Origin of the sequence: Rummeliibacillus sp. G93 (assembly GCF_023515935.1) — a bacterium.
Taxonomy (GTDB): Bacteria; Bacillota; Bacilli; order Bacillales_A; family Planococcaceae; genus Rummeliibacillus; species Rummeliibacillus stabekisii.
This window is the reverse complement of the sequence record NZ_CP097314.1, coordinates 1,134,305-1,152,101: the sequence shown is the minus strand read 5'-3', so window position 1 is coordinate 1,152,101 and position 17,797 is coordinate 1,134,305. Positions and strand designations below refer to the sequence as shown.

At 37.8% G+C, this 17,797-nt stretch carries 18 protein-coding genes and 1 riboswitch; of the genes, 1 reads left to right on the top strand and 17 read right to left on the bottom strand.

Annotated elements, in window-relative coordinates; genetic code table 11:
* Positions 1-157 precede the first annotated feature (157 nt).
* The 10 genes from M2M59_RS05690 to M2M59_RS05645 form a co-directional block, all read right to left on the bottom strand.
* Positions 158-736, bottom strand: a complete 579-nt coding sequence (locus tag M2M59_RS05690) for an ECF transporter S component (protein ID WP_066785971.1) — start codon at positions 734-736, stop codon at positions 158-160.
* Positions 737-893: 157 nt separating this feature from the next.
* Positions 894-1,030, bottom strand: a riboswitch (FMN riboswitch).
* 121 nt (positions 1,031-1,151) lie between these two features.
* Positions 1,152-2,936 carry an ATP-binding protein gene (locus M2M59_RS05685; RefSeq protein ID WP_249775727.1) on the bottom strand — a complete coding sequence of 595 codons (1,785 nt, stop codon included), beginning with the start codon at positions 2,934-2,936 and terminating at the stop codon, positions 1,152-1,154.
* Positions 2,929-3,645: a response regulator transcription factor gene (locus M2M59_RS05680; protein WP_066785966.1), complete on the bottom strand. Its 717-nt coding sequence runs from the start codon at positions 3,643-3,645 to the stop codon at positions 2,929-2,931. The genes M2M59_RS05685 and M2M59_RS05680 overlap by 8 nt, the downstream gene beginning before the upstream one ends.
* 229 nt (positions 3,646-3,874) lie before the next feature.
* Positions 3,875-5,062, bottom strand: a complete 1,188-nt coding sequence (gene ccsB / locus M2M59_RS05675; protein WP_249775726.1) for a c-type cytochrome biogenesis protein CcsB — start codon at positions 5,060-5,062, stop codon at positions 3,875-3,877.
* Complete coding sequence (locus tag M2M59_RS05670; RefSeq protein ID WP_249775725.1) at positions 5,059-6,726, bottom strand: cytochrome c biogenesis protein ResB; 1,668 nt, start codon at positions 6,724-6,726, stop codon at positions 5,059-5,061. Before M2M59_RS05670 ends, ccsB begins: the two co-directional genes overlap by 4 nt.
* Positions 6,727-6,742: 16 nt before the next feature.
* Positions 6,743-7,273 (bottom strand): thiol-disulfide oxidoreductase ResA, encoded by a 531-nt coding sequence (resA, locus tag M2M59_RS05665; RefSeq protein WP_066791844.1) that lies wholly within the window; start codon positions 7,271-7,273, stop codon positions 6,743-6,745.
* Positions 7,274-7,391: 118 nt separating this feature from the next.
* Positions 7,392-8,123, bottom strand: a complete 732-nt coding sequence (locus M2M59_RS05660; RefSeq protein WP_066785957.1) for a pseudouridine synthase — start codon at positions 8,121-8,123, stop codon at positions 7,392-7,394.
* Positions 8,124-8,222: 99 nt separating this feature from the next.
* Positions 8,223-9,221, bottom strand: a complete 999-nt coding sequence (locus tag M2M59_RS05655) for a D-alanyl-D-alanine carboxypeptidase family protein (protein WP_223823522.1) — start codon at positions 9,219-9,221, stop codon at positions 8,223-8,225.
* 18 nt (positions 9,222-9,239) lie between these two features.
* Positions 9,240-9,839, bottom strand: a complete 600-nt coding sequence (scpB, locus tag M2M59_RS05650) for an SMC-Scp complex subunit ScpB (protein WP_249775724.1) — start codon at positions 9,837-9,839, stop codon at positions 9,240-9,242.
* The gene (locus tag M2M59_RS05645; protein ID WP_147193996.1) at positions 9,811-10,590 is read right to left on the bottom strand and encodes a segregation/condensation protein A; all 780 of its coding nucleotides are present in this window, start codon (positions 10,588-10,590) and stop codon (positions 9,811-9,813) included. Before M2M59_RS05645 ends, scpB begins: the two co-directional genes overlap by 29 nt.
* A 56-nt stretch (positions 10,591-10,646) precedes the next feature.
* Here M2M59_RS05645 and M2M59_RS05640 point away from each other — a divergent pair, with 56 nt between their 5' ends.
* Entirely contained in the window at positions 10,647-11,153 is a 507-nt protein-coding gene (locus tag M2M59_RS05640) for a DUF309 domain-containing protein (protein ID WP_249775723.1), read from the top strand.
* On the opposite strand, the gene M2M59_RS05635 is transcribed toward M2M59_RS05640, so the two are convergent.
* The 7 genes from M2M59_RS05635 to M2M59_RS05605 all read right to left on the bottom strand — a co-directional run bounded on the left by M2M59_RS05635 (position 11,150) and on the right by M2M59_RS05605 (position 17,784).
* Positions 11,150-11,521: a GNAT family N-acetyltransferase gene (locus M2M59_RS05635; protein ID WP_066785937.1), complete on the bottom strand. Its 372-nt coding sequence runs from the start codon at positions 11,519-11,521 to the stop codon at positions 11,150-11,152. The two genes, M2M59_RS05640 and M2M59_RS05635, sit on opposite strands and share 4 nt — an antisense overlap.
* A gap of 195 nt (positions 11,522-11,716) precedes the next feature.
* Positions 11,717-13,033, bottom strand: a complete 1,317-nt coding sequence (lysA, locus tag M2M59_RS05630; protein WP_147194000.1) for a diaminopimelate decarboxylase — start codon at positions 13,031-13,033, stop codon at positions 11,717-11,719.
* 80 nt (positions 13,034-13,113) lie between these two features.
* Complete coding sequence (locus M2M59_RS05625; protein WP_249775722.1) at positions 13,114-14,667, bottom strand: spore germination protein; 1,554 nt, start codon at positions 14,665-14,667, stop codon at positions 13,114-13,116.
* Positions 14,657-15,451, bottom strand: a complete 795-nt coding sequence (locus M2M59_RS05620) for a SigF/SigG family RNA polymerase sporulation sigma factor (RefSeq protein WP_066785928.1) — start codon at positions 15,449-15,451, stop codon at positions 14,657-14,659. Before M2M59_RS05620 ends, M2M59_RS05625 begins: the two co-directional genes overlap by 11 nt.
* 4 nt (positions 15,452-15,455) lie before the next feature.
* Positions 15,456-15,902 (bottom strand): anti-sigma F factor, encoded by a 447-nt coding sequence (spoIIAB, locus tag M2M59_RS05615; RefSeq protein ID WP_066785925.1) that lies wholly within the window; start codon positions 15,900-15,902, stop codon positions 15,456-15,458.
* The gene (locus M2M59_RS05610) at positions 15,895-16,248 is read right to left on the bottom strand and encodes an STAS domain-containing protein (RefSeq protein WP_066785922.1); all 354 of its coding nucleotides are present in this window, start codon (positions 16,246-16,248) and stop codon (positions 15,895-15,897) included. The genes spoIIAB and M2M59_RS05610 overlap by 8 nt, the downstream gene beginning before the upstream one ends.
* Before the next feature lie 231 nt (positions 16,249-16,479).
* A complete protein-coding gene (locus M2M59_RS05605; RefSeq protein ID WP_249775721.1) occupies positions 16,480-17,784 on the bottom strand; it encodes a pyrimidine-nucleoside phosphorylase in 1,305 nt (434 codons plus the stop codon).
* Positions 17,785-17,797 lie beyond the last annotated feature (13 nt).

The following is a 17,797-nucleotide window of genomic DNA, read 5'->3' as shown; positions in this document are numbered from 1 at the left end:
ATTAAGACGGGGTCAGTAATTTTTAGACGCCGATAAATCTTGGCTTTTAAAACGACTTATCTATTATACTATAATTTAAAGAAAAAAGGGGCTCATTAGCTCGAACTCCATTAAACAAAAAAAGCTAGCTTATTTATCATAAGCTAGCAATCTATTTTTACATATATTGTTTTTGCTGTTTTTGTATCCACTTTTTCATGTTTGAAGCTAGAAGTAAGAAGATAGCTGTTAGGATAATACCTTTAATAATATTAAAAGGCAATATACCCGTCACAATTGTTTTTGTTAGGACAGCTCCTGTCTCAGTTGGTACATTTAAAAAGTAGGAATACATCGGCATAAATAAGAAATAATTAAGAACGCTCATTCCTATAGCCATTGAAATTGTACCGACCACTAATCCAGTTGAAAGCCCTTTGGTAGTTGTTAAACGTTTATATACAAAGTAAACCGGCATAATAAATAATATACCTGTTGTAATATTTGCCAAATGTCCTACTGGCACACCTGTTGGGCTGCCTTTATAAAACCAATCTAGCACATTTTTGATGACTTCTACTGTTATTCCTGCAACAGGTCCCATTGTAATTGTTGCCAAAAGAGCTGGGATATCACTAAAGTCGACTTCTAGAAAAGCCGGGAATGGAGGCAATGGAAAGTTAAAAATCATTAATACAAATGAAATACTGCTCAACATTCCAATCGTCACCATTTTTTGTAGACGTGTGTTCTTCAACGTTTTTCTCTCCTTTTGCGATTCACTTCAAAAAGAGGAAAGGCCCGTTTTGATTATGAACAAATAAACCCCTAAGCAAAAATTCGCTTAAGGGAGAGTTAGGCATAGTCAAATAAACGTCTTCGCATTCAACAAAAAAATGCACAGACGACCGTACCTTCACCTTCTCCCATCCAGACTATACTGTCGGCCCTGGATTCTCACCAAGTCCTGCCTTAACGGCTCGCGGGCTCAAGAGGTCAAAATGCCTCTAATACCGCCGATCGGGAATTTCACCCTGCCCCGAAGATGAATCAATATGTTTTTATTACAATTCCACTATATAAGAGATTTAGAACTTTGTAAAGAGAGTTGCACCATTCGTTGTAACAAAAAACGCCAGCATCTTTATGCTGGCGTTTTTAACTATTAAAATTTACTTACTGATCTTGGCTAACGGCAAGTAGAAAATAAAACTTGTACCCACATCCACTTCACTTTCTACCAAGATCCTTCCTTTATGTGCTTCAATAATATTTTTAGTAATCGCAAGTCCTAATCCTGTGCCGCCTTTTCCCCTAGTTCTTGCTTTATCAGCCTTATAGAATCGCTCAAATACATATTCTATGTCTTCTTTTGGAATACCTGCGCCATTATCCTTTACTTGGATACGCGCGTAGTCTTGCTGCTGATCGACAACAACTTGTACTATACCTTTTTCCCTTGTATGGCGAATGGCATTGTCAATTAAATTGGTTAGGACTTGCTCAATACGGTCTTCATCTAAACTAATCAGTGTCACATCATCAAATGACGATGAGTAGGTTAGCGTGATATGCTTTTCTCTTGCTGCTTGCACAAATTTCTGGGTAATTCGTTCGAACACGGGCGTAATAGGTACTACTTCTTTATATAAGGTGATGTTCCCCGATTCCATCCTCGCCAAATCTAGCAAGTCTGTAACTAACCTACCCATTCTCTGTGATTCATCATAGATAATTCGTATCATTTCATTCCGTTCTTCCTCACTAGATACGACATCATCGATAATAGCTTCACTATAGCCTTGCAGCATAGCAATCGGCGTTCTTAGTTCATGTGATACATTTGCGATAAAGTCAGAACGCAACTTATCCAAGCGATGTTCTTCTGTTTTATCACGAAGCACAGCAACAGCCCCCCGAACAGAATCGCCGCTATAGAGAGGGCTTATAGAGATTAAAAAATATGCCCCTTCCATTTCCAACTCTTCTCTTAATACTTCTTCCATTTCTAAGACATGGTCAAGCATATGGTAAATTTCATTAGGGATCAATTGGTGTTCATCTCGTTTTTTGATCGCCCATTTCTGAAGCAAGAGATCCGCGGGAGGGTTGCTTAATATGATACTTCTTTCACTATTAAATGTAATAACAGCATCTGTCATCGAAGTTAGAATGCTTGAAAGTTGTTCTTTTTCTTGGTTGATAACTTCCATATGGTGCTTGAGCTGCTTACCCATTTGGTTAAAGGCTATCCCTAGCTGACCAATTTCGTCATTTTGCAGTACCGGTACCTTTTTATCAAAGTGTCCCTTCGCTAATTCAAACGCCGCTTCACGAATTTTCAATAAAGGGGATGTGATACGCGTTGATAAGAAAAAGGCAAAGAAAGTTGTTAATAGAAAGGCTATAATAGCTGATAGAAATACAATCTTTGTTGTTTCTTTTGATGTTCGATGGATCGCATCAGGACTTTGATAGATAAAGACGACACTATGCTCCATCTTCTCAACATTTAAAGGAAAGGCTAAAACAATATACGATTCAACATGGTCCTTCTCGGTCGAGGAAGGAAGCATCATTTCTTTCACAATGGGTTTAGATGAAGTAAAAGCTTTATTGAAGGATTTTTCACGAATAATCCGTTCTTTAATCTTTTCTGAATTGACCCCTTCTTGCAAAGAAAATAGATCATCACCAGGCTTGTCTGCAATAACTGCATTTGTTTCATCGCTTAATATATCATGTATTATGGATTTAGTAGAGGCAATCGATTTATGGTCATCGACGACTCGTGCGATGGTAGTTGCTTCTTGTCTTAGTAGGGCTTCAGATTGTTGGGTATGGTATTTGGATAAAAATTCAAGCATCAATACTGTGAATACAAATAAAACAAATGAAACGAGAAGCAATATGGTTACCCATAGCTTCCCGACTACACTGCCCCATATCCTAATCATTCACTACCTCAAATTTATAGCCTACTCCCCAAACAGTTACAATCATTTTTGCAGCATTTTCCGATACACGATTTAATTTTTCACGAAGTCTTTTGACATGTGTATCAACTGTACGCAGATCACCGAAGAAATCATAATGCCATACTTCTTTCAATAGCTGTTCTCGGTCAAATACTTTATCTGGTGCTTTTGCCAAATAATAAAGCAATTCATATTCCTTCGGTGTTAGATTCACTTCTACGCCATCCGCTGAAACGCGATGTGCATCATTGTCAATAGTCAAATGCGGGAACACAACTAAATCCTTCGAAACCGATGTCACTGTTACGGGTGAAAAGGCTGCCGATCTGCGTAGAATAGCTTTTACTCGTAGTACTACTTCCCGAGGGCTAAATGGCTTTACAATATAATCGTCCGCTCCAGTTTCAAAGCCTTGGACCCTATTAGCCTCTTCACCTTTTGCTGTTAATAAAATAATTGGTGTTGATTTCTTCTCACGAATTTCCTCGCAGGCTTCTAAACCATCTTTCTTCGGCATCATAATATCTAAAAGAATACAGCGGTAATCATTGGTTAATGCTTTTTCTACCGCTTCTTCTCCATTTTCTGCTTCTTCTACTATGTATCCTTCACGCTCAAGATACATTCTGATAAGTCGACGAATTCTTTCCTCATCATCAACTATTAATATTGAAATTTGTTCAGTCACTGTACATGCCTCCCAGTATGCTATAGTATTATTGTACAATTCTTAATAGAAAATGAAAAGAAAAGCCTTTTTCTCATAAGAGAAAAAAGGCTTTTCTTTTGTCATAGAAACAGCATCTAAAGACAAGTACTCTAGTCATTACAGCGTATTCTCATTGTGAATTATCAAGCTAACCTTATATCTAACTATATTTAACTATAGTTGTTAGGTTTATTGCTTTAATTAGTTTTTATCCAGCATAAGAATGTAGACCAGCAATAATCAAGTTAACTGCTACAAGATTGAACATAATAATAACAAACCCGATTACTGCAAGCCATGCTGATTTTTGTCCTTGCCACCCTTTAGATAAACGCAGGTGAAGAAATGCCGCATAGAATAACCAAGTAATAAGAGCCCAAACTTCTTTAGGATCCCATCCCCAGAATCTTGACCAAGCTTCTTGTGCCCAAATCATAGCGAAGACTAGCGCACCAAGTGAAAAGACAGGGAAACCAATTAGTACAGATCGATAACCAACTTCATCCAACAACTGCATATTTACTCGTTTTGTAAGTGGTTGGATTGCACGGCTAATGGATTTGCGAAGAATTAAACGAATGATAATATACAAGATTGAGCCAAAGAGTATGGACCAAACTACTGTCGTTAATTTTTTCGCATTTACTAATGCCGGCATGGCAGCTAAAGGTTTCATCTTGTCTGGAGATTTCATTTCATATTCATGCATACCGAATAGAGCCGGCGTGTTGTAAGTAATTTCTTGTGTAGCGCCATTTTTATCTACATAGGTGAAGTCAGCATTATAATCCATTAATTTAAAAATAGTAGTTACAATCACAAATCCTAATACAAGTACGCCAGCATACATGACGATTTCTAGCCAAATGCTGCTCTTTGTACGTTTTTGTGTATCAACGCTCTTCATGAGATAAATCAAACCAGCTACAGCACTAATGGCTAAGATGGATTCGCCCATCGCAGCCGTAATAACATGGATAGTTAGCCAATAACTTTTAAGGGCTGGGATTAACGGCGTCACTTCTTTTGGGAACATACTTGCATAAGCAATAATCAAAATGGCGATTGGCAAAGCAAAAAGGCCAAGTGATGGCAGTTTGTAAATAAAATAAATGAGAATAAACGCACCGACAACAAACATGCCAAATGCAGTCGTAAACTCAAACATATTACTTACAGGCGCATGTCCAGAATAAATCCAGCGAGTAATGAAATAGCCTAAGTTCGCAATAAAACCAATAATTGTAACAGTAATGGCGATAGTTCCCCACTTTTTATTGGAGACGGATGCATCTTTTTTTCCGCCTTTTACCGCTCCACCAAAAAATAGCGTACCTACTAAATAAGCGATAAAAGCAATAAATAATAACGTACTGCTCAGATCAATTAAACTCATAAGGTGTTGTCACCTTCCTTTTCTTCCATTTCCTTCTCATCTTCTTCTTGCTGGTCAACCCATAAAGGCAGGTGGGCATAAGTAGTAACCGCATCCAAATCTTTCTTCATGCTAAACCAGTTTTTATTTGTATGCGCAGCAAGCAACAGGCGACCATCATTTGTATGTTGTAACCAAAGTCGACGATGGCTCCAATATGAACCTATTACTACACCTAACATAAAGATTATACCACCGATTGCTAAAATTGGGAGAGTCCTATCTTTACGTATTGTTAGGCCTGAAACATTACGAGTTTCGATATTTTGGAATTTCATTTGATATTTAGTTGTGCCAAGTGGTTCAAGTGTTTGCTTAATTGCAACAAAGCTTGTCTCACCCTTTGGCGTCTCTGGTGTATACATTTTGAAAATAAAGGCAGGATTATTAGGTAGCGGTGAGTCAGATTGCGGTTCCCCATCATCAAAACCTGAAAAAGTTGGGTAGTAACCTTTAACTTCGACTTTTGAGCCGTTTCCTAAATCATACTCTTTTTTCGGTTCTGTTAAGTCAATATCTACTTCACCTAAAGATTTTCCTGTTTTCTTATTCACTAAATTAAAATTCATTGCTTTTAATTCGTTTAATTTAAAATCCATTTGATAGAGGGCATAGCCATCGTATTTCAGTGGTTTATTTACTTGGATTGCATGGTGTGCGACTTTCTTCATATCTTGAGTCTCACCAGCAATGCCTTCATCCTTTGATTGATACAGCACAACATCTGACTGATAATTTTTTGCTATTGAATTAACAGCAGCTTTGGATTGATTGAACTCTTGTTTTTGTTCCTCTTTTTTATACGTTTCAAAGGTGAATTTATTATTATGTAGATAATAACCATCCATACCAGGAATAGATGCTGTCTCGCCTTCTCGAATCCATAAGGATTCATCAATATAAAATCCAGGCATTAAGCGCAACATTACACCAAACAAGAAAATGATAAGCCCTACGTGATTGATATATGGACCTGAGCGCGCAAATCGGTTTTTCTCCGCGAGCAATACTCCATCTTCTCTTCTCACTTTATACTTTAGCTCTTTCATTTTCTTCTCAGCTAAATTTAATGACTCTTCCGCTTTATCCGCGGCTATTTCTTTCTCGCCAAAAATACGTTGGCGTTTCATAAAACTTTCATGTCGTTTTACACGTTGATTCTTTAATGATTTGTAAAGAGGCACGCCTCTATCAATACTTGCAGCAATAATAGAGATCGCCAGCATACCAATTAAGGTCTGGAACCACCAAGAACTGTAAATATCACTCAGCCCTAAGTTATAGTAAATTTTACCAAAAGTTCCATAGTTATCAATATAAGCCTGTTTTGCATCTTCACCTTGCATGACATTAACATACATTACTTGCGGCAAGAATGTACCGATAGCTGCAGCAACTAGTGTGATGACGATAATCGAAACGCCGACTTTGACACTAGAAAAGAAGTTCCATATTTTATCGATGATTGTTTTATTGTATGTTTTTGAACGTATGGCTCTTCCTTCATACTTCATATCGACGACTTTTGCGTGCTTTTCTTCTTCTGTTAGCGGCCTTCCGCATTTTTCACACAGATGTGTTCCTTCAGGATTGACATGGCCACATTCACACGTTATGTTTTTCATCCGTAAGAACTCCTTATTATGGTTTAATACTGTTTAGATATTGATTAATCTCTTTCTCTTTCATTTCCCCGGTAATAATATTCTCAATTTTGCCATCTTTATTAATCAGTATCGTAGCTGGCAACGGATCAACATTGTATGCTCTCATAACACTTCTAGTTTTATCGATTACTATTGGAAATTCAACTCCTAGCTTGTCTGTAAAACTTGTTACTTCAAGTTCGGATTGAGCAATATTAATACCCAATATTTGGATTCCTTGATCTTTAAATTCTTTATATTGATCGTTTATAGCAGGCATCTCTTTTTTACAAGGTTTACACCAAGTTCCCCAAAAATTTAACAGGACACCTTGACCCTTATAGTCCGATAGCTTATGTGTTTTACCATTTAAGTCCACAAGCGAGAAGTTAGGAGCATCATCCCCCACTTTAAGCAACTTTACATCATTCTTATTTGCTGTTGTATAAATAGTGTAAACGATAGCAGCTACAAGAACAGCCAAGATGGCTATTCGTAGATACAGCCTTTTTTGTTTTTTTTCCATTGGCATAGAAAGCCTCCTTTAACAGTAGAAACAGCCTATTCCATTATAGCAAATTTAATCTAATTAGTTCTGTAAGATATAGGTCTTTGTGAAAGCTTTATGAAGGATAATCGGCTGGTTAGCCGATTTTCCCTGTTTCTGACAATACACGTAGCTGTTTTACTTCATGTGCTGTTAATTCGCGTGATTCTCCTGCATTTAATCCATGTAAACCTAAAAATGCAAATTGCTCCCGTTTTAATTTTTGAACTGGGCATCCAATTGCTTCAAACATACGCTTCACTTGTCTATTTTTACCTTCATGAATGGTAAGCGCAATGATGGACTTATTTTGCTGTTTATCCGATGATAGCACTTTCACTTTTGCAGGAGAAGTTTTGCCATCTTCTAGTTCAATCCCGCGTTCTAATTTTTTTAAATCTTCCCTGCGAGGTAAACCCTTCACTTTTGCTACATATGTTTTATCAATTTTATAGCGAGGATGTGTCATTTGATTTGCAAATTCCCCATCGTTTGTTAACAATAAAACTCCTGATGTATCAAAATCTAAACGGCCGACTGGAAAGATCCGTTGTTCCACTTGCGGAAAAAGATCTAAAACAGTTTTGCGCCCTCTATCATCAGATACAGCTGAAATAACACCACGCGGTTTATATAATAAGTAATATACTTTCTCTTCCTTTTCTATTTTTACACCTTCTACTTCAATCGAATCATGTGAGGACACTTTGATACCGAGCTCACGAACGACCTGACCATTGACTTTTACTTTACCTTCTGTAATTAATTCCTCTGCTTTTCTTCTAGAAGCAATCCCCGCATGTGCGATTACTTTCTGTAGTCTTTCCATTTAGTCACCTCATTAAACTTAATGCTATTAGCCTTCAAAAATTATGTCATACTTTGACTAATAATAAAAGAGAAAAAGACCGTCACTAGGACAGTCCTTTTACTTCCAAATCATTTGTACAGGCTCTTCAATCAAAGGCTTTCCATTTAACTGGAATTGCCATACACCAATCTCTCCCTGTGCAATGCGTGGCATCTGCAAAATAGATTTGACTTTTTTGCTCTCATCTTTTGTTAACAAAGCCGACACAGGATGGTCAAGTTTAACTTGTAAATCATCTTTCACTTGATAAACACCTTTTTTTGCTAAGACACGTTGTTCATATTTGTTGAAAACTGTGTCTGCAAATCCAGCATGCACTTGCCAGTCATTAGATTCGTTTAGCGTCACAACAATTACGCGCTTTCCATCTTTTTCAAAATATGTTGCAAGTGTTCGTCCCGCTACTTTTGTATAACCTGTTTTACCTGCAATCGCATATTTATTAGAGTGCAACAATTTATGTTTGTTTTGCCAAACTGTTGGGTTTTCCAAATCACTTTTATAGAATTTGGTAGTAGCAATTTTACGGAATTTTTTCTCCTGCATCGCAATACGAAGCATTTGGGCCGTATCATAAGCAGAGGATAAGTGCTTCTCATGATGAAGGCCAGAAGGGTTTTCAAATCTGGTTTCTGTTAAATCATAGAGCACAGCATAGTCGTTCATTAATTTAACAAAGCCTTCTGCTGATCCACCTACTTCTTCTGCAATTGCTGTTGCAGCATCATTACCCGAACGGAGAAGCAGGCCATTGAGCAGTGTTTTTAGGCTCGTCTCTTCACCCTCTTTCAAATAAATGGAAGACCCTTCGCTCAAGGTTGCTCTTTTCGAAATGGTTGTCGTTTTATTTATATCCATTTCTTTAATTGCTACAAAAGCTGTCCACATTTTTGTAAGGCTTGCAATTGGGAGTCTTTCATGTTCATTCATCCCTATAAGCAGCCTTCCCGTATCTGCATCAATTACTGCATACGAATGAGAAGCAGCTTGAGCTGTTTTTTCAAATGGCATAAAAACGACAAGGCAACTTAATACTACGATAATCCAACGATACAAATTGTCACTCCTTTAACTTCATTCTGTTTCAGGTTCCTGGAAGGCTTCTTGGAATTTAGACATAAATAAGTCTGGTTGATCATCCAGCTCTTCCATTCCTTCTTCTGGGAGAGTCGGCAATTCAGATAAATCATTTAAACCGAAATAATTTAGGAACTCTTTCGAGGTGCCATACAATATTGCACGTCCAGTCCCTTCTGCTCTTCCCACTTCATGGATTAAACCTCTTGCATTTAAAGTATGTAACGCTCTCTCACTTTTTACACCTCTTAAATCATCAATTTCTACACGAGTTATTGGCTGCTTGTACGCAACAATAGCTAATACTTCTAAAGATGCTTGTGACAATGATTGGCTTGGAGGATTCTCTACTAATTTTTGGATCAATTCAGCATGCTGTGGCTTTGTAATTAGCTGAAAGGTTCCTGCTAATTCTTTTAGTTTGATTCCCCTGTTATCCTGTTCTTCATAATCTTTCATCATTTGCTTAAGAGCTAATTTTATTTCACCTTCATCAGCCTCAAGTAAAATGGATAGTTGTTTAATTGTCAGTCCATCTTCACCTATGACAAATAGTAGGCTTTCAATTTTACTCATCAATAGATTCAAGTTGCTCATCTGTTATTTCTTCCTTCCGTAGTATCACCGTTAAATCGGCAAAGTTGTTCAATTGTTCAATCGCCACGATTTGCCGCTTCATCAATTCTAGAAGTGATAAAAATGTGATAACAAGCGTTTCTCTGTCATCTGACGGAAATAAATCAAAAAAGTCTGCACGACCGTTGGAAAACTTTAATACATTGATTACAGACTTCATTTGAGCTTTTATCGTGATGTCTTGTTTCGTTATCTTTGTAGACAAAGGAGCTTTCAATCTTTTTCTATTTAACATTTTTTGAAACGCCGCAACCATATCATAGACATTGACTGAAGCATCAAATAAAGCAAGTTGTTCCTCTGGCATAAGAGCAGATAAATCTGTTGGCGGTCTCGTAAAATAATGTGTTCTGCTGGTTTCTAATTCTTTTAAATTAAGAGCTGCTTCTTTATATTTTCTATATTCTATTAATCTTGCTACAAGCTCATCACGGGGATCCTGCTCTTCAATTTCAAACTCTTCTTCAGTCAGTTCACCTTCATATATTGGTAATAGCATTTTACTTTTAATGGCGAGCAATGTTGCAGCCATAACCAAATATTCGCTTGCTTCGTTCAATTCCAAAACTTGCATCGTATGAATATGGCCCATATACTGTGCAGTAAGCTCAGCCATCGGTATATCATATATATCAATTTCCAAACGATGAATTAAGTGCAATAATAAATCAAGAGGGCCTTCAAAAGCCTCTAACTTCACTTCGTATGACATATCTTACCACCTGACAATTTTTCTTTAAAATTTAGTATAGAGGAAAGGTGAGCAAAATGCATCCTATGCATCATCCTTTATTTATTCAATTTCTTGCATACTTTAATGGCAACCAAGATTATTTTGAATGCCATGAAGTACTAGAGGAGTACTGGAAGTATGTAGCTCCACGAGATAAATTGCATCCACTAACTGGCTGGATCCAATTAGCTACTGGCTTATATCATTATAGGCGAGGCAATTATAAAGGTGCTGATACTATTTTAAAAAAAGCCGAGCTAACTCTTCGCAATTCCTTTCACTCGCCTTTTTTTGATGACAAGGAAATCGATGCTCTTAGCGTAATCGAACATATTCATCAAACTCAAAAAAATGTGAGTCTTAGGGAACCTTTTAAAAACTGGCCAGTCAATATATTATCAATTTCTTTAAAAGATAGAGTAGAAGAATCCATCTCTATATTGCCAAACCTGGATGATCAATTCCTTCAAAATAAGCATATGCTTAGAGATCGTACGGATATTCTTCGTGCACGGAACGAAAAAAGAAGAAGCAGACATTAAACCTCTTCGTCTGCTTCTTCCAACATTGTTAAACATTTTTGTATAAACGGCTCTGTTAACTCATCAGCGGCAATAGAGCCACAAACATCCATTTCATAAAGCTTTCGAATCATTTCGACTCCAACGCCTTCTCCACGATGAGAAGGATCAACGGAAATATGTCTAACAATCCATTTATTATCTTTAATTTCGACTCCTACAAGACCAATATAATCATCGTCTTGTTTCCACAAATATAGTTGCCAGTTTGGATCAGAGTTATATTGACAAATCGTCTCTTGCAATTTTTTCACGTCTTTATGTTCTGGCATAAAGGACAAGAGCCCCATTGCAATTTTTTCGTTTGCTTTTTTATAACGACATAACATGTATTAGATCCCTCTTCTTTTTGCCTTTAAGTCTCTTTGAATATCCTACACGAAAATAAATAAATGCGCAAATATTCTTCCGTTATTTGGTAAGGGAATCAGGTGCTACAAAAAACCAATAGATTACTCCCCAAATCACAGCCATTAAAATAAAAGATATTAATAAAATAATATTGCTTCTTCTCACGATAGCTTTTACCTCCTTCCAATTGTCAAAGGAAGGTCTAACCTTACAATATCCTCATATGTTTCACGCTTGATTGCCAACTGATGTCTTCCCTCTTCTACAAATACTACCGCAGGCCGGGGAATTCGATTATAGTTGCTGGCCATTGAGTACCCGTAAGCCCCCGTGCAAAATATAGCAAGAATATCATTAGGCTCAGCCTCTGGCAATTGTATATGCTCAATCAGTTTATCACCAGATTCGCATAACTTACCAGCTATCGTGTAAAACTCAGCAGGTTTCTGTAAAATCTTATTAGCAATGGCCGCTTCATACTTCGCTCCATATAGAGCTGGACGAATATTATCGGACATTCCACCATCAACTGCTAAGTACTTTCGTGTATCGGGAACCACTTTTTGTGAACCTATAGTGTATAACGTTGTTCCAGCTTCGCCTACTAGGGAGCGACCTGGCTCAATCCAAATTTCAGGCATGCTTAAATTGTGCCTTTTGATTTCTTCTGATACTGTTTGAATTAATTCTTCTACATAGATATTTGGCTCTAATGGCTCGTCGTCTTCCGTATATCGAATACCAAAGCCACCGCCTAAATTAAGCACGTTAATCTCATAGTCTTCCTCGTTATGCCATTTACTAATTTTTTCTATTAATCTAATGGCAGCCAACCTGAATGCTGTACTGTCAAAAATTTGTGAGCCAATATGACAGTGGAGACCTTGTAGTTTTAGAAAAGGATCGTGCTGCAGCTCTTTAAATGCTCTGTCTGCTTGCCCATTGTTCAAGTCAAAGCCAAATTTCGAATCTGCTTGTCCTGTCGTAATAAAATCATGGGTATGTGCTTCAATCCCCGGCGTAACCCGAAGAATTACGTCCATTTTCTGCTCTTTACGCGCAGCTAGTTCTTTTAGTAATTGAATTTCTCTAAAGTTGTCAATGACAATACAGCCAATTCTTTCATTAAAAGCAAGCTCTAATTCTTCCAAACTTTTATTATTTCCATGAAAGTGAATTCGATTGCTAGGAATTCCTGCCTGTAATGCTGTGTATAGCTCGCCTCCTGAAACGACATCTATCGATAAGCCTGCTTCTGCTGCAGCCTGATAGATGGCGATACTTGAAAACGCTTTGCTTGCATAACACACTTGTGCTTTCACAGAAGCTTTCTCGAAAGTATCGATAAAACTCTTTGCCCTTTTGTAAAATAACTCGAGGTCATACACGAAAAGGGGAGTCCCATATTTTTTTGCAAGATCTACCGTATCTATATCTCCAATTGTTAAATGGCCTAATTCATTAATTGCTTGCGTTCCATATAAAAACATCAAATCTCTCCTATCATGAATAAACCAAATTTTCTTTATAATGAACTTTACCATGATAGGAAGAGAGATGCAATGCGTTGTTAGTTTCGCTTTCTGTCTTTTGCTCCAACAATATACGGACGAGGAGCGTCGTTAGTCATTGGGAAACGAATTAATACATGGGCAAAACCAACTGGGAAAAATGGAATGAGCGGCCATAGATAAGGCACCTTCATCGGTTTTAGAGAGACCATGTACCAAACAAGTAGGAATAATCCTATAAAGAAACCATTTAACCCTAATGCTGCTGTTAATAAGAGCAAGATAGTTCTAAATATTTTTATCGATATACTTAGCTCATAAGAAGGAATAGCAAAGGTGAAAATGGCCGAAATAGCCGTATAGAGAACAACCTCAGCTGAGAATAAGCCGACATCGATTGCAATTTGACCTATGATAATCCCTGAAATAAGTCCCATGGCAGTGGATAAAGGAGTTGGAGTATGAATCGCGGCAATCCTTAAAAATTCGACGCCTATGTCTGCAGTTAATATTTGGACGAGGAGAGGAACTGAGGTTTTTTTGTTAATGCCAATAAAATCAATTGATTGCGGGATAAATTCAGGATGTTTGACTAGTAAAAACCATAGAGGAAGCAAAAAGAAACTTAAAAATACGCCAAAGAAGCGCAAAAATCTAAGCATTGTACCAATGGCTGGCGCTTGTCTATATTCTTCAGCATGTTGCAAATGATGAAACATTGTAATTGGGACCAATATAACAGATGGTGATGTGTCTACTACAATGGCGATATGGCCTTCTAAAACATGCGCAGCTACAATATCCGGCCTTTCACTGTATCGGACAAATGGAAGCGGATGATAACGTTGCTTAATCAGCCATTCTTCTAGTGATTTATCCGACATGGTCATGCCGTCATGATGAATCGCTTTAATCCTCTCTCTTACATAATGGAGATGCTCATCATTAACAAGTTCTTTAATATAAACAATAGCTATATCCATTTTGCTTCGAGCTGTTTCTTGGTGAAGCTCGAACCTTAAAGAAGTGTCACGAATTCGCCTTCTAATCAATGCCGTATTCAAAACTATATTTTCTGTAAAGCCATCTCTAGAGCCACGTATTACCTTTTCATTATCTGGTTCTTCTGGCTGTCTACCAGGATAACTTCTTAAATCAGCAACAAATGCTATACCAGAGGGTGTGATAAACGCGACTTGCCCACTTAAGATTGCAGCCAACAATTTGTCCTTAGATGTTTGCATTTCCCAAGCAAAATAAGGAAAACATTCAAAGAAGTACTTTGCTTCTACACTTAATTTCTCTTCTTTGCTTGAATCCACTTTTTCATCTTTCTTATTAGCATCTAATTCTGGAGCATCTTCTTTTTTCACTTGAGCTTGGTTCTTCGCAAAGACAGATGTAGGCTGTGTGGCTGTTAAAATACGCGTGAAATTTTCTGTATCAGTTAAGCCATTAATATTAATCATAAATACGTCCATGTTGTGCACATGGACATATTTCATATTGATATCATAGCTTTCACTTTTACCAAACTGCGAAATCATGAACTCTTCTGCAGCTTCGTTGCTTTGAAATAAAGATACTATTTTATTATTGGTATCATTGCTCATGTTCTGCCACCTTTACCAATTGTTCGTATTGTTGATCTGTTAACCAAATTTTAAGCTGTGCTAATATCTTCTTCTCTAGCCGTGACACTTGCACTTGAGAAATACCCAAGCGTTCGGCAATGTCACTTTGGGTGCAATCATGGTAATAGCGCAGATAGATGACTGATTGTTCTCTTTTCCCCAGTCTCTCTAACATATCTTTTAATGGAATATGTTCAAAAGGTTTTTCAGATCTCTCATCTTTCATTTGATCCATTAAGCTGATCGGATCCCCATCGCTTTCAAAAATTTGTTCATGAAGTGAAGCAGGGTCTCGTAGCGCGTCGCTGGCCATTGTGATGTCATCAATAGAAACATCTAATTGCTGCGCCAATTCTTGCAATGTCGGCGGCCTTTCATTGTTCTTCAGGAAGTCATCTGTTGCATGACGAATTTTAAAATTAAGCTCACGGATGGAGCGGCTCACTTTTACCATACCGTCATCGCGCAGAAATCGTTGAATCTCCCCAATGATCATTGGAACAGCATATGTGGAAAATTTTACCGGGTAGGATAAATCAAATTTATCGACTGATTTCATGAGGCCAATACAACCTATTTGAAACAAGTCTTCTAAGTCTGCCCCTCGTGATGCAAATCGTTGAACAATGGACCAAACAAGTCTTGTGTTTCCTTCTACCATATCTTTCCTTGCTGCTTCATCCCCTGCCTGCGCTAATTTGATAAGCTCTCGCATCCGATCTTGTGTTAGTAACTCTTTTGACGCTTGCGGGTTTGATGTCATATTGTCACCTTACATATAGCGGCTCTTGGACTGGTTGAAATTGTTTCTTGAAAGTAACGGCCGTTCCTTTCCCGAGTTCTGATTGCACAGTTAATTGATCTGTAAAGCTTTCCATGATGGTAAAGCCCATCCCTGACCTTTCTAGCAATGGTTTTGTTGTATATAGCGGTTCCATCGCTTGTGTCACATTTTCAATTCCTATACCTTGATCAAGAATTGTTATGGTTACTTCTCGGCCATGTCTTGAAGCTTGTACTGTTACAATGCCATTAGGGTTTTCATCATAACCGTGAATAATCGCATTTGTTACTGCTTCTGAGACAACTGTTTTAATTTCTGATAGTTCTTCAATAGTTGGATCAAGTACTGATAAAAAGCTTGTTATCGCTATTCTAGCGAGTGCTTCGTTATCGCTTACTGCCATGAATGATAGCGTCATTTCATTATCCATGCAGAATCCCTCCTAAACTTTGGATGGCTTCTTGTTCAGTGTCATGCCAAATATATTTTCCTAATCCAGAGAACTGGAATATTTTCTCCATGGTAGAAGAAGGTTTAATGATTAATGTACGGCCATTGTGCACTTGCAGATCTCGCATTCTCCCAAGTATTAAGCCTACGCCTGCGCTATCCATAAATTGAAGGCTTTCTAAGTTCCAGATAATATCTTGTACATAACCGCTATAGATCGCCTGAGAGATATCTTCGCGGATATGGCGAGCTGCATGGTGGTCGAGTTCGCCCCCAAGCCTGATAATGGCTATTTTTTCTGATGTAATTTCAATATGATGCTGCATTTGTATACCTCCTTTTTAGAAACTATACTACATGAAAAGGTAGGTTTCCTTAAGTATGACAATTTAAGAAGTAATAAGCTAAAAATAGAAAAAATGTGACAGCTACCATCCCTCATTATAGACGGCCATTTTCCCTTTTAAACACAAAGAGTTGGATTAATATTTTTGATTTCAAGTTAAAAAGTGATATAGAAAAAACCTGCATTCAATAGAATGCAGGTTTAATTTAAACTATTCTGTAATGATTTCTTCAATTAATTCTGGTGCTTTCACTTCGTTTTCTGAGAGTGAAATATTAGCGTATATCTTTTCGATCACTTCTTTGACTTCTTCTTGGTTTGCATAAATTGTAGCTAGAGATTCTCCTTCTTTTACAGAATCGCCCACTTTTTTATGCAATATAATACCAACAGCAAGGTCAATAACAGAATCTTTAGTAGCACGCCCAGCACCCAGTAACATTGCAGCAGTACCAATCTCGTCTGCTACAATATGACTTACATAACCTTGCTCTCTTGCAGGTACCTCAAACGTATATTTTGCTTGCGGCAACAGTGAAGGATCGTCCACTACACTCGGATTGCCCCCTTGGCTTTCAATAAACTCTTTGAAAACTTCTAAAGCTTTGCCGTTTTGAATAACTTCTTCGAGCAGTGTTCTTGCTTCCTCGATAGTTTTCGCTTTATTACCAAGTACAACCATTTGAGAACCAAGTGTCAGGCAAAGTTCTGTAAGATCTTCAGGTCCTTCCCCACGCAATGTATCGATCGCTTCTTTGACTTCTAATGCATTGCCTATTGCATAGCCTAGAGGCTGGTTCATGTCAGAAATAATCGCCATTGTATTACGTCCAACATTTTTTCCTATTTGAACCATTGCATGCGCCAATTTCTTAGAATCTTCAACCGTTTTCATAAAGGCGCCATCACCTGTTTTTACATCTAATACAATAGCATCTGCTCCAGCCGCAATCTTTTTACTCATAATTGAGCTTGCAATTAGGGGAATGCTTGATACAGTTGCTGTAACGTCACGTAGTGCGTAAAGCTTTTTATCAGCTGGAGTTAAGTTCCCGCTTTGGCCAATGACGGCTAGTTTGATTCGGTTTACTTGTTCTGCAAATTGTTCAGTTGATAATTCAACATGGAATCCATCGATTGCTTCTAATTTATCAATCGTTCCGCCCGTATGGCCTAAACCGCGTCCGCTCATTTTTGCCACAGGAACGCCTACAGCAGCTACTAGTGGTCCTAGAACAAGTGTAGTTGTATCTCCAACGCCACCTGTCGAATGCTTATCTACTTTTATTCCTTCTATATCGGACAAGTCGATTTGGTCGCCGGACTCCACCATAGCCATTGTTAGATCCGCTCTTTCACGCTCACTCATATCTTGGAAATAGGTTGCCATCAACAAGCTACTCGCTTGGTAATCAGGGATAGACCCGTCTGTATAGCCTTGGATAAAGAAGCGAATTTCTTCTGTCGTAAGTTCTTGTCCCTCACGTTTTTTTTCGATAATGTCTACCATTCTCATGGATGGATCCCTC